General features: G+C 37.7%; 10 protein-coding genes. 2 read left to right on the top strand and 8 right to left on the bottom strand.

Going from position 1 to position 12,956, the window contains the following annotated elements:
- Positions 1-56: 56 nt before the first annotated feature.
- From J0A69_RS04065 to J0A69_RS04085, 5 genes are all read right to left on the bottom strand, one after another.
- On the bottom strand, positions 57-686 hold the full coding sequence (locus J0A69_RS04065) for a hypothetical protein (protein WP_206585226.1): 630 nt from the start codon (positions 684-686) through the stop codon (positions 57-59).
- A gap of 15 nt (positions 687-701) precedes the next feature.
- Complete coding sequence (locus J0A69_RS04070) at positions 702-1,991, bottom strand: condensation domain-containing protein (protein ID WP_206585227.1); 1,290 nt, start codon at positions 1,989-1,991, stop codon at positions 702-704.
- Between the two features lie 176 nt (positions 1,992-2,167).
- A complete protein-coding gene (locus J0A69_RS04075; protein ID WP_206585228.1) occupies positions 2,168-3,115 on the bottom strand; it encodes a hypothetical protein in 948 nt (315 codons plus the stop codon).
- 216 nt (positions 3,116-3,331) lie between these two features.
- On the bottom strand, positions 3,332-3,904 hold the full coding sequence (locus J0A69_RS04080) for a hypothetical protein (RefSeq protein WP_206585229.1): 573 nt from the start codon (positions 3,902-3,904) through the stop codon (positions 3,332-3,334).
- A gap of 5 nt (positions 3,905-3,909) precedes the next feature.
- Complete coding sequence (locus J0A69_RS04085; protein ID WP_206585230.1) at positions 3,910-5,013, bottom strand: ligand-binding sensor domain-containing protein; 1,104 nt, start codon at positions 5,011-5,013, stop codon at positions 3,910-3,912.
- 110 nt (positions 5,014-5,123) lie between these two features.
- Here J0A69_RS04085 and J0A69_RS04090 point away from each other — a divergent pair, with 110 nt between their 5' ends.
- Positions 5,124-6,014 carry a winged helix-turn-helix domain-containing protein gene (locus J0A69_RS04090; protein WP_206585231.1) on the top strand — a complete coding sequence of 297 codons (891 nt, stop codon included), beginning with the start codon at positions 5,124-5,126 and terminating at the stop codon, positions 6,012-6,014.
- A gap of 485 nt (positions 6,015-6,499) precedes the next feature.
- Complete coding sequence (locus J0A69_RS04095) at positions 6,500-7,867, top strand: hypothetical protein (protein WP_206585232.1); 1,368 nt, start codon at positions 6,500-6,502, stop codon at positions 7,865-7,867.
- Between the two features lie 204 nt (positions 7,868-8,071).
- On the opposite strand, the gene ggt is transcribed toward J0A69_RS04095, so the two are convergent.
- The 3 genes from ggt to J0A69_RS04110 form a co-directional block, all read right to left on the bottom strand.
- The gene (gene ggt / locus J0A69_RS04100) at positions 8,072-9,694 is read right to left on the bottom strand and encodes a gamma-glutamyltransferase (protein WP_206585233.1); all 1,623 of its coding nucleotides are present in this window, start codon (positions 9,692-9,694) and stop codon (positions 8,072-8,074) included.
- A gap of 473 nt (positions 9,695-10,167) precedes the next feature.
- On the bottom strand, positions 10,168-11,562 hold the full coding sequence (locus tag J0A69_RS04105) for a sodium:solute symporter family protein (RefSeq protein ID WP_206585234.1): 1,395 nt from the start codon (positions 11,560-11,562) through the stop codon (positions 10,168-10,170).
- Between the two features lie 7 nt (positions 11,563-11,569).
- Complete coding sequence (locus J0A69_RS04110) at positions 11,570-12,760, bottom strand: serine hydrolase domain-containing protein (protein ID WP_206585235.1); 1,191 nt, start codon at positions 12,758-12,760, stop codon at positions 11,570-11,572.
- Between the last annotated feature and the right edge of the window lie 196 nt (positions 12,761-12,956).

Genomic DNA, 12,956 nt, shown 5'->3' on the forward strand with positions numbered 1-12,956 from the left:
TACTTTCTAAAAAATATAGGCACCAATATTCTGATTTGTTTTTTTTGCTCTAATGATTACCTAATCAGGACGGGAATATAAAATCCCTTTATCTTGCTGTCGAAGGTTACCACTCCAGGTTGAAATTGAATAATCCCTTTAGGATTAAACTTACGCGAAATATGTGCTGGAAGTGTAATGGGACGAGGGATTTCCAAGGTTTGAATCATCTCCATTTCTGAACCATCATACGTCATTCGCATGAATGTTTTTCCGTTTTCATCTTCTACGAGGGTTTGTTTAAAAGTATAAGTTGAAACAGGTTTTCCTTTGGTATCCTTCATAAAATTGCCAAAATCTTTGTTTCCGTTTTTCGGGCGATTTTTATCTTCCAAGTATTTTTTCGGAGACATCCCTTTGTTAGAGTTGCTTTCAGTTTTAATATTATTGACTACCAATCCTGGTCTTCCAGTTTTCCAGGCATTGTTCATTTTGAAATCAACGTACATGCCTTTTCCCTCTACTTTGTCATTAAGAGATAACTCAAGACCAAAGTAATCCATCGTATTTATAGAAAAGTCGAAACTCACTTCATCACTTATCTCAGCACGGATGTTGGGTATAGGAGGAAGGGGTTCTCTAATAAATCCCATCCAACCTAAATTGGTTATAATGAAAGCGCTTAAAAGGATTACAATCTTTTTCATCTCGTTTTAATTTACCTATTTATAAGGAGCATTTGCAATCTCTTCAAGGTTTTCTTTGATTTCTCCCATAATTTTTTCGGCTTGGTAGGCTTCCATTTCCGAAGTCAAATAGTTAAAATCCAGGCTGATAGATCCAAACAAGATTTTTCCAAAGGCGGAAAATTCGGGCCCCAATGGATTATTTGAGATAAATGCATTTACATTATGTAATTGAATCGAGCCATAATTTGATTCCAAATCCAACTTCCCGATAAAGCTGAGTGCTGCTACCCCAAGTCGCATATTTTTTAGATTCAACACCATCTTGATAACATATTTGCTCATTTTCGACATTAAAAACACATCACCTTGACGACTTGCCTTATAAATGTTGTTGCGAATATTTGTGGCCAATGAAAGAACAGACTGTTGAGGTGTAATTGGTATACTGAGTCTAAGCATAGAAATATTACAACCCAATTCTTTTTCAGAAACGGGAGGAAGCATAGACGAACGTAGATCTGCAAAACTAATCACTCTGGCCAGGCGATTTCCTTTGTCAAAATGTCTATGATGATATACTTTCTGGACTATTGCAGCCAAAAGCACACTGTTAAGGCTAAGTCCTTCTCGACCGATTCTTAGGCTTAATTTTCTGGATACTTCCGGTGACAATTTGAAGCTTAAGATGGCATTAGTAGAATTACTGGGAATCGGTGCTGTCACTCCTTTATTTTTATACCTCCATTCATCCTTCATTTGCCTACCCAAAAACCCCACCAGTCGTTTAGCCAAATTCCATTTTTGAAAAGAAGAAGGAAACTTTGAAATCGCAGGAACCTCCGAGGACTCCGGAAGTGATAGTCCTGCCGCAAGGCTAAGCAATTCGTGCAGGAGCAATCGTGCTGAAATCCCATCGATGATGGCGTGATGAAAACAAACAATCAATTCACATTTAGCTTTTTCAGGGCTTGGTAGGTACCAGCATTTCATTAACGGCCCAGCTATGTCAAAAGTCGTGTTCAACGCATCTTCAGTGACACTTCGCCATGTATCTTCATTAGTTCGATTAATCAAACTAAGTTCTACAGGTGAATTCGGGTTTAACAATTGAAAGTAGAAACCACCGTATTTCTTCACTATTCCAGACCGGAGTAATACGTGTCGAGCTTGCAGTTGCTGTAAGGCGACTTTTAGCGATTGGGAGTCTGGTCCTGATGTTAAATGAAGAGCGCATACGACAGACAAAGGAAATGATTCATTAGAGAAGGTGAATGCTTGTTCAATTTCGCTAAGGTGTCTGACGTAGGATTGCTTAAAATTCATATACAATCAAAGATAGAAAAATCAGGATAAGCGAAATACATAAGATTCGTAGTGGTTGTAGGGAGTGTTTTTAATGAATTCTTGATAAAAAGAACAGTTCAAACACTAATACTTATGTTTCCCAAGATCTTCTCCTTTCAAAAAGTAGGGCATCTCTACATTTATTGCTGTAGAATTTAATATACAGTGAAAGGCTTTATCATTCTCCTCTCAACCGCATTCGGGATTTCTGAGATTAACACATAATTACCTTTTTCAAGAGTTGCTTCAAAATAACCAGTTTCTCCTGTTGGTAAATCCTCAACCCCTCCTAAAAACAAAAAGCCATCAGGTTCAGGCGAACGAAATGCTTGAAAATCAACTACGTTTAACCAATTATTCAAAACAGATATTAAGCTGTCATTTTCAATTTTAACCAAATTAACATCATGTCCCATGAGGTGTTCGTATTGTTTTTGGTCTTCGAATTTTGCCTCAAATGTATAAGTTCCGGATTTTATTGAGTCATTAAATGTTATTCCCTGTTCACTTGATATCCCTATTTTGAAATCGGCTTTTGGGGGTTCATTCGCATTGGATTCCTTACTCACTTTTAGCTCTTTAATCATGCCCATAAAAACATGTCCCAAACCGTTTGGCATCCTAACATAGCATTCCATAATGTATGTCCCGGGCTCAAGAAATATTGTCGATTTGGAAGTTGTGTTTTTTGAGGTTAATCCAATTCCTCCAGCCAATTCCACTTTAGAAAACCATTGAGGTATTTTTTCAAATTCCTTCATACCGGCTTCCATTTCTCCTTTTTCAAAATGCTCAAATGCTGAGATAAAAGGTGGGAATAAGTCTTTTTTGTAGGTGGTTAATCCCAAAGTGTCGGGCATTTTTTCTAAAATGAAAAAGTGTGTATCAAGCGATTTGTTTATGTATTTAAATGTGGTCCAACCAGATTTAATTTCATCCACGGTTTCGAAATCCATTCCATTTGATATTACTTCTACGTAACTGTCTTTCTCTTCAACTATGGTCACTATTTCATTTGATTCCTTTTTCTCTTTGCATGAGGTAGAGGCCATTAATGTTATTACTGTAAAAATCAATATTGAGCTTTTCCTGTCGAATTTCATATGGTTAGATTTTAATCAAATTATTGCCAACTGTAGTTTAAACCCATTCCGTCCAATCTTCTACTTTCATAATCGTCTTGATTTCAATGGAATGGAGAGTTGTGGAAATCAATTTAAGGATTTCACATTCCTAAAAATAGATAAGCTTGGATATTCAGCTTCGACTAGCTGAAAAAAAAGCCCCATTCTCGGGCTTGGGCACTTAGCGCATTAAATCTAATTAACCTTATCGAATACGGTTGTCCAGGAACGCTCACTTATTTCAGAATTTTCTTTCGATCTGGTCTGAACAGTAATAGACTTACCATCCTTGCTCAATTTCCAAACTTCTGTTACCGCAACAAGCATTTGTTCCCTTGGATTTTCTATATAAGGATTATGGACCATCAGATGCACAATTGAGTTAACCGTCATAGTTTGACCATCAGCTGACCACTTTACGCTATATTTTTTCCCTCTTTCAGGACCATGATCAATTTTACTTTCTTTTCCATCGAAAGTTAGTGTCTCCTGGCCTGCAACTGGTTCTTTGCCAGGAAACGAGCTTGAAACTTCTATGTTTAGCGCATTTTCCTGCTGTGATATTTTCAAAAAATCAGCCAGCATTCGATCACCCTCGTCATAGATGCAAACAATATTTCCACCCATACTTATCGACTGGTTGGATTTCCATTCACCAGAAAAGTCAGCACGATGCCTGTCAGTTTTTTGTTGAGCCTGTAGGGTAAAATAAATTACTCCTGTTAACAGGATAGTCAGGCAGGTCAAAACGTTTCCTTTATTTTTCATATCTATCAGAATTGATTTATTGAATCTGCTTTGAAGTGAGTGATAGTGTTTCCCCCGATAGAATCGGGGCGGGTATCATAACGAGACACTCCATTAGAGCCAAACCAAATATTTCCATCATTAGCTTCAAAAATTCCGAAAAGCATCCTTCCTTCATTTGGATTTATTTCAGTTACGATGGGATTTCTATGGGACAATGATTTTTCATCATATTGGGAAAGCACCCATCCTTGAGGACCTTCTGAACTTGTCCAAATGTTACCCTTACTATCTTCGATTATATAACCAACAAAATTCTGCGAGAAATTGGTAAATATGTTGCCGTCATACTGCCAAAGTCCATCATTGCCACCGAGCCAAATATTGCCTTTTGTATCTTCGATGATAGTCCGAACATTCTTGAAAGGCTTACCATTATAGGAAATAGCGGTAAATGTTTTTCCATCAAAAACGAAGGTGGAGCCTCTGGTGCCAAACCAAAACTTGCCTGTTTTGTCTTCAATAATAGAAGTGACTTCATTAGGGGGGCGTGTAAAATCTGGAACAGTTTTCCCGGTTTTATCTTCAAAGAGAGAATCTTCAATCAACAAATAATTAAGAAACGATTTTCCATCTGTCCTGAGCGCAGCCGAAGGGTCGTAACGGCTTACTCCTCCATTTACCCCAAACCAAATATTGCCGGTTTTATCTTCGTAAATACTCGTAACCTCATTATTAACAAGTCCGTCCTTGGTTGTGAAATTTTTATATGATTTCCCATCGTAATAATAAACACCTGAGCCAATTGAGCCGAGCCAAATATTGCCTTCCCTATCTTCTAAAACAGAAAAGAAGCGAGCCGAACTCACTTCACTTGTCATATTTGTGAAAGATTTTCCATCGTATTGAAAAACCCCCTTGAAAGTTGCAATCCAAATATTGCCATTTCTATCTTGCTCGATAGTACGAGTGATAGAGTTAGGCGCGTTGGAAGTGATTACCTCTTTGATTTCGGGATTGATAGTTACTTGAGTAGGAGTTTCTTTTGGCACCTTCATCTGCTTTTGTCCACAGGAGCTGAGGGAAACTACAAGCAAGAATAAAGCGTAGACGGAAATGTATTTTATCATTTTTATTACCTTAGAATTATCTGATCTAGCAAATCTAGGTTGATATCTTCCTTCCGAAGAATGCTGATTGTAAATAGAAATGTAAACTTTGTAAATAAACTTTTGACACGATGCATCTCAGGCAAAATCCCTTTTCCAAAAAACCAAACTACCTGTATGCATCTGTCCTGCTAATTTTTATCTCTTTGATCTGTGTGGGTTACAACATAGTGGGCAATGATGTCTTTGATCTTGCCAGGCAGGAAATTCTACTTCGCAGAATCGGACATGAACTTCTCCTACAGTCGGGCGATAGTTCTTCACGGGTTCTTCCTATAGAAAAGATCGCCGAAAATGAATATCAGATCAGTTTTGAAAATGAGCTTACTTTTCAGCCCGACTCCCTCGTAAGTACCATTCAAGGTTTGCTAGCCAAGGGCTCTTTTGGGCGTGAATATGTAGTCAATGTTGTTAATACTGATGATGCCAGTGTAGTTTTTGGCTATGCTATTTCAAAAAATAAGAAGGATGACATTATTGCCTGTATGGGAAGAAGGCAACCCATAGGAAATTACGTGGTCCAAATTCAATTTAAACCAGCGCCTATATCCTTAGCAAAAAATGAGTACCTATTTGGTTCTTTAATAGCATTAGTGGTTGTTGGCTTTGTTTTTTTGAGAACTGTTAATCCGAGGAAGTCTTCACCTGAAGGCGAGAATAATAGTTTAATTACTCTGGGATCCATGTCATTTGATGCTGAGACCCGCATGCTCATAATAAATGGAAAGCACATTGATCTGACAAGAACAGAAGCCCGTGTTTTGCACATGTTTGCTTTGTCTCCCAACGAGGTGATAGAAAGAAGTCAGCTTCAGAAAGAGATATGGGAAGACGAAGGTGTAATTGTGGGCCGCAGTCTAGATGTCTTTATTTCAAAGCTCCGAAAAAAACTGGAACTGGATCCGAACATCAATATTTTAGCTATTCGAGGCAAAGGATATAAGCTTGAGATCAGGTCTTAAGAAGATCTCTCTTCTGTAAACTAGGGTAATTAGAAGTCTAATAAAATTTTAAAATTCTATTCCAATCCCAACTATACATTTGAGTAATTCACTGTCTTTTAAATAAGTATTTTTTTATTCTAGAATATTAGGCAAGGTTAGTTAGTAATACTACCGCTTGAATACCCAAAGAAACCACTGGAGCTTAAATTCATTGGTTGTAAAGTAGATTATATTTAGATTGATATAATTCCAAATACATAATCCGACCCAGAATATGTATGTGCTTCTATTCCTCTTTTAAATTGTTTTCATAAAAAGGGGAAGCTAAATGCCTGATTCGAGTACTAGGGAGGCAAAGAATATATTTTAATTTCCTTGAATTTTTTCCTGTGAAATGAATTCTCATTTCCAACTATTAATTAGGAAAATAAGGTTTTTAGCTTGATAAATGGAATTCAATTTCGATCGAAATGAGTCGATTAACATCAATTAAACCCAATTAAATGAGTAAAAAACTACTTGTATTGATTCTGAGCTTCTTTTCCTTGACTACGCATTCATTTAGTCAAACACTAGTTGATAATAATAACCTTCCCAATAGACTCAGAGTGTTTATCGATGGCTGTGATCGTAGAGATGGAGGTTGTGATATGGATTATATCAGGACTGAAATTACAGCGGTTGACTTCTACCGTGATAATCAATCAGCAGATATCTTTCTGCTGATTAACAATAATACCTCTGGCGGAGGTGGAAGACAATATCAACTTTTGTTTATTGGTCAACAAAACATCCATGCGGGAAGAAGCGACACGCTCTATGTAAATACCAAACAGACAGATACCGATTTTGAAGTGCGGGAAAAACTTACCCGGTTTATCAAATTAGGTTTAGCTCCCTACGTAGCAAAAACCAAAGCTGGAGAGGATATCGAAATCAATATGAAGACTGAATCAGGCAGTTCGGTGGATACTGTAGAGGAAAGCCTTGATCCTTGGAATTATTGGGTTTTTAACTTGGGTAGTGATGCCAACATTGAACTAGAGGAATTGAGCAAGCAAATCAATTACGGTGGAGAAATCAATATTGACCGGATCACAGATAAATGGAAAATATCCCTTTCCGGGAGAATAGATGAAAGGCTGAGAAGGACAATTCAAAAAGAACCAAGAGTGGATGACAATGGTAATCCGGTACTTGATGAAAGCGGAAACCAGATCATCGATGATGTCGAGAATAAATTTGATGTATCAGAATTTGGATTTAGCCACCAGCTGGTGAAGTCTATTTCACCCAAATGGTCTTATGGATATGATATTGCAGGGCGTCAGAATACCCGTTTTAATTATAAGTTTCAAACCAGTTTCAGACCAGCCGTGGAGTATAATTTCTTCCCGGAATCAGTGCAAAATTCCAGATTTCTAAGGGTAAACTATGGGGTTGAAGTAAGGAATAATAGGTATGTCGAAGAGACAATAAACGGTGTCCTTCAAGAAACCAGGGTTCTCCATAGTTTGAGAGCCAGTCTGGGACTAAATCAACGTTGGGGAAACTTGGAAGTGGGATATCGCCTGAGAAATTATCTAGATGATTTTAGCTCTTGGTCTACAGGTTTGAATATCAGTGCAGAAGTCCGAGTTACTGGGAATTTTTCTTTCTTTATGAGGGTAGAGGGTAACTACGTAAAAGACCAGATTTACCTGGCATCGGGAGATTTCACGGAACAGGATATTTTGAGCGGGAGGGTAACTCTACCTTCAGCATATAACATCGATTCCAGATTTGGATTTAATTACCGCTTTGGGTCTAACCTCAATAATTTCGTGAACCGGAGATTTTTTGGAAGGGCCAATTTTGTTGGGAATGATTAAGGAATCTAGGGATTAAAGGAAATAACGAAGCTATGATTGTAAAGTAGGTATTTCGAATTGTAGCTAACGACCCAGCTATGATGAGTGGGATTAGAAAGCACTAACCTCTCATCTGACACAAAGCCAAGCTTTGATTTAAATTTAAAACGTGTGACAGCCTTTCTAAGCTCCAAAACACAATCCTGATCGATAAAATTCTATTCATTACCAGTCATTTACTCGCCTGTCAACTCCCACATCGTATCCGGAAATCTGTCCTGTAGAATCATATAATAGCTTGATACCATGGGCATTTCCGATTCGTCGAGGCATTAGTTTATGTCCAAGTAAAGTAAGTGAGTCGCGCACTGATTTTTCATGCCATGGATCGCCAGAAATGATATCGGGTTCTACAAAGGCAATTTTTGGAGCTTCAATGGCTGTCTGCATATCCATCTCAAAGTCTATGAGATTGAAAATGATTTGAGGTACATTTTGGGTAATGGTATGTCCACCAGGAGAGCCCAAGGCAGCCCAAGGCTTTCCATCTTTCATGATGATGACTGGGCAATCGCCAGACAATTTATGTCTGCCTGGAAATGCATCCATAGGATTTCCTTTTGGTTCGAATGTAGAATACGCCATGGAATTGTTCATCCATATACCGATACCCTCTACCATGATACCACTTCCAAATACATTTCCCAAAGTCTGGGTAGCGCTTACAATATTGCCCCAGCGATCTATCACTACAAAATGAGTGGTGTTTTTACTTTCAGGTGAGTAAGGGGGAATAAATGTGCTGGCTGAATCGCTCAGGTTGGAAGCCAACTCATTTAAGATTTCCTTTGAAAGAAGGCTGTCTAAAGGAGCTTCTTTTATCTCGGGATCGAAGGAGTAGGCTAGCCGGGCTTTGTACGATTCCTTGGTCATTTCTGCAAGAAAGTGCAGATAGCGGGTAGAATTATGTTTCAATGATTTTGGATCCAATTCTCGCATAATACCCAGATTGACAAAGGCAGCGAAGGCATTGGAGGGTAAACCTGCAGTGTAAACTTCATAATTGCGATATTCCATTTTCAAAGGATCCCACCATTCGGCTTGGTTATTTTGAAGGTCTTCTAATGCCAGAAAACTGCCAACTTGCTGCATTTGCTCATCAATTTGTTTGGCGATTGCTCCTCGATAGAAGGAATTGACCCCTTCAGATTGAATGATACGAAATGTATTTGCCAGGTCCTTTTGGATTAGTGTATCACCCTCCTTTAGAGGGGCATCATTAGAACCGTAGAAGGATCGTGTGTATGGAGAAAAATCTTCAAAAGACCTACTTATACCAAATGCCAAGGAAGAAGAAACGACAAATCCCTTTTCGGCATTCATGATGGCAGCTTCAAACAGGCTTCCCCATGGCAACCGACCATATTCGGAATGCATGGCTTTCCATGCGTTAAGATTGCCTGGTGTAGATATGGATTTAGGTCCAACCCGATTGGACATAAAGTTCGGAGTAGGTTCTCGCATTAAGTCAGAGTTTGTAGCGACTGGAAATCGACCACTAGAATTTAGATACCTAATTCTATTTTCATCTTTTGAATAAATGAGGATAGTGCCATATCCGCCTAGACCAGACATTCCAGGTTCGACCACATTCAAAGTTGAGGCAACTGCAATCGCAGCATCAAAGGCATTGCCTCCTTGCTTAAGGATGGCTAGTCCGGCTTGGGTAGCCAGTGGATGTGCTGATGCTACTTCCCCAATGGCAGTTGGACTAATGTTGGTTTCTTGAGGTGGTTTATTAAAACCTAAAAGATGAATAAAAAGAAAGATGAAAAAAGTCTTTTTCATGACATGAAAATTTATGTTTTTCATTGTCGACAGACAATCGACCTGTTTTAGAATTTGCCTATCTAATTTACCAATAAGTAAATAGAAAACCTGAATTCTTCAATTCCAGGGAACCTTGATGGTAAACATCTGCCTTGAATTACAGAAGATAAGGATTAAAAGGCGTTGATTTTACATTTAGCGCGGAGTTTAGCTATTCCTCTTAGATTTGGGCATAGTCGAAACTACGGTAATTGATGTTTTTCATTGCTGTGCCTTTCTGTTAGGCAAGCTTTCGTTATTTTTCTAATTCAGATATCATCATCTTATTTAGATTTTTGAGGAACATTAATAACTCATTCTCTTCTTCCAAACCTTCTTCCCTAGCGGCTATCATGAATGTGTTCCTCGAGAACAGATTGGGGTTTCGAATTGGGAATTCCTTTTCATCGTTGGGCTTTTACTTACTCTTTGTAAGTCTATTTTCTTAAAGCCTAAGGTGCTAAATTCATCGCTTTCTTTGCCAGAAAAAAATCACTTACCAAATAGGAAAGTATACTAATTGAAAAAGCCATTAACAACTCTGGCATAATGGAACTGAAAAACTGTTTCCAAATAATGTAGGAAATAAGTCCTACCAACATAGATATAAGTGCTGATTGCCAATGCAACTTTTTCTTGAGGATTGAGAAAACAATTACGGGAATCATAACTGGAATATAATATTCGGTTATGATCATAATTACTTCAAGAATTGAAGACAAATAGCTAGCCAATATTATACAAATCACTCCCATCGAAAGGGTAAAAAGTTTTGCGATCTTAAGTTTTTGCTTTTCTGTCATCGGTTTCAATACGCCTATAATATCTTCGCTAAATAGGATACTTCCTGCATTTAGTACAGTATCCTGAGACGACATGACTACACCTAGCATGGCAATGATGAAAATGCCATAGAGGATGCCAGGAAAGTGTTCTGAAGCAATATGAAGTAATATTTGATCATTATTGTCAAGTTCAGGATACAAGTAATACCCTGTACTTCCAATAAAAACCATTAAGACTAGCCAAATAGCCATAAATACACCTGCGGCAACAGTCGAATTTCGACCAACTTTATTGCTTTTTGAAGCAAGAAACCTCCCCAGTCCACCTGAATCAAGGCCTGTTGAACTAAGAAGCCATAACAATCCGAAACTGAAGATCATAATTATTGGGTGCGAATCGAATGCACTTGATGTCTTGGAAGAAGTTGTCTCCAAGTAATCTTTCCAAATAAACCGCTCCTCTGATAATATCAAAATAGCCAATATGGGTATCAGAATTATAAAATGAACAAATTGAATTGAATCAGTTTGAATGGTTGCCCTAATACCACCAAAATAAGAATAGACTATTACAATTGTAGTTACTATTACTATAGACCATATTTTAGAAAAGCCAAAAACGTTATTTACCAATTCACCACCTGCATAACTCATCGCCACTGTGATAGATCCAAAAAAAAGAAGAGAGAAAACTCCAGTGACGATCCGAACTATTTTATGATTGTGACTTTTTATACCTCCAACTAAATCTCCAATTGAATAAATATCATTGAATTTATTTCTAATTCTGGGAACCAAAAAGACACCTACAAATGCCAAACCCAATCCGCAAAACGGAAGCAGGTAAGCCATAAACATTCCTGAGGAAAAACCTTCCCTCACTAACCCCATAGACCAACCTGGTCCTATAAAAGAAGCACAAAGCGAAGAAAAAATAAGAAAAAAGCCAAGGCCTCTTCCAGCTACTGAATACTCCTCAAAATTTCCTTTTTTTCGGGTAAAGAGGATGAAGCTAGAATACAATATTCCGAAAATAAGAATTACCAATTGGCTTGAGTTCATATGACCCTTATTGAGAGTTTGACTGAATCACAGCAGTTTTTGTTGCTTTCAAAATATCCTCTGTTTCTGCATCAAAAATATTCCAAGAATTGACTACTGCTATTGTTTTATATTCCGGAAAAACCAGAAGGTATTGATTGCCAAAACCATGACAAGCCCAAATTTCTATACCATCTTGATCGTCTCTCCACCATTGATACCCATATCCTTTTTCTTTGTCGAAAGAGACCTGTTTTGTGACACTATTTTTTACCCACTCAGGAGAAATTATCTGCTGTCCTTCCCATAGACCCTGATTTAGCATTAGGAAGCCTATTTTGGCTAAATCTTGGGCTTCTAAATACAATCCACCCTCAGTATCGGGATATCCAGTGGGTGTTTTTTTCCAGCGGTAGTTTTCTATTCCCAGAGGTGTAAATAGATGTTTCTCTGCATATTCGTCAATGTATAACCCTGTTGCTTTTTTGATGATCCCTGACATTAGGTGACTCGCCCCACTATTATAAACCCATTTAGTTCCTGGAATAGTGTCCATGGGTTGATTCAATGTAAACTGAATCCAATCTTGACTTGCTTCAAGCTGTCCGGTAGTATTTGTTGAATCTATTGGCCTGTCTATTTCATGCCATTCCATCCCCAGTTGCATAGTCAGCAAATCTTCTAAGGTTGCAGTTTTAAAAGATTCTTCGGCCATTGATAAATCGTAATCTTCAAAAAAATCAACTACTTTGACGTCTGTACTGCTAATTTTCCCTTCTTTAATTGCAACGCCAATCATGATAGAAGCAATTGATTTGGTAACAGATTGTAGGGTGTGAATCTTTTGATTTTGATAATAGGGATGCCAATTAGGATGATAGTAATTATAGTCTCCAAAAACTGTTGAATCCTCACAGGTTGCAAATCCGCATCCAAGAGCACCTGACTTTCCTTCACTTATTTTTTCATAGTCATTTGTAAATGATTGGTCAAAAACCAATTTCCCATTTTTTATTAAAAGCAGTTGGTCAACATTACCGTATACTCCATTTTCTATCCCACCTAGTAAATCATCAAAAGAAGCCCTATTTAAGCCTTCAGCTTCAAAAGTTGACTCTTTCCATGACTCTTTGGGAAACTGATTTTCTGTATTTTGATCATCACATGATAATAGAAAACAGAGAAGGATACTGGTAATAATTACATTCTTAAGATCCATTATTTTATTATTGATAATGCTTGAATAAATCAAAGTCCGGATAGTCTATTGGGTTTATTTTCAGGTGGTAAAGTATTTAATATAAGGGTTTCGGCCTTGACATCCTTGGCAATATGGAATAGTTTCGGTTTTATTTTTCCCCTAAAACAAATAAATCCCCCAGATCGTGTTCTGAGGGATTTATACATTTCTAATA

It is taken from the genome of Algoriphagus pacificus (genome assembly GCF_017254845.1).
Taxonomy (GTDB): Bacteria; Bacteroidota; Bacteroidia; order Cytophagales; family Cyclobacteriaceae; genus Algoriphagus; species Algoriphagus pacificus.

Bases quoted from the DNA above. Each gene is read 5' to 3' on its own strand.
- J0A69_RS04075 (WP_206585228.1), bottom strand. From the start codon at position 3,115: ATGAAATTCGACAGGAAAAGCTCAATATTGATTTTTACAGTAATAACA.
- J0A69_RS04090 (WP_206585231.1), top strand. From the start codon at position 5,124: ATGCATCTCAGGCAAAATCCCTTTTCCAAAAAACCAAACTACCTGTAT.
- J0A69_RS04105 (WP_206585234.1), bottom strand. From the start codon at position 11,562: ATGAACTCAAGCCAATTGGTAATTCTTATTTTCGGAATATTGTATTCT.
- J0A69_RS04110 (WP_206585235.1), bottom strand. From the start codon at position 12,760: ATGGATCTTAAGAATGTAATTATTACCAGTATCCTTCTCTGTTTTCTA.
- ggt (WP_206585233.1), bottom strand. From the start codon at position 9,694: ATGAAAAAGACTTTTTTCATCTTTCTTTTTATTCATCTTTTAGGTTTT.
- J0A69_RS04065 (WP_206585226.1), bottom strand. From the start codon at position 686: ATGAAAAAGATTGTAATCCTTTTAAGCGCTTTCATTATAACCAATTTA.
- J0A69_RS04080 (WP_206585229.1), bottom strand. From the start codon at position 3,904: ATGAAAAATAAAGGAAACGTTTTGACCTGCCTGACTATCCTGTTAACA.
- J0A69_RS04095 (WP_206585232.1), top strand. From the start codon at position 6,500: ATGAGTAAAAAACTACTTGTATTGATTCTGAGCTTCTTTTCCTTGACT.
- J0A69_RS04070 (WP_206585227.1), bottom strand. From the start codon at position 1,991: ATGAATTTTAAGCAATCCTACGTCAGACACCTTAGCGAAATTGAACAA.
- J0A69_RS04085 (WP_206585230.1), bottom strand. From the start codon at position 5,013: ATGATAAAATACATTTCCGTCTACGCTTTATTCTTGCTTGTAGTTTCC.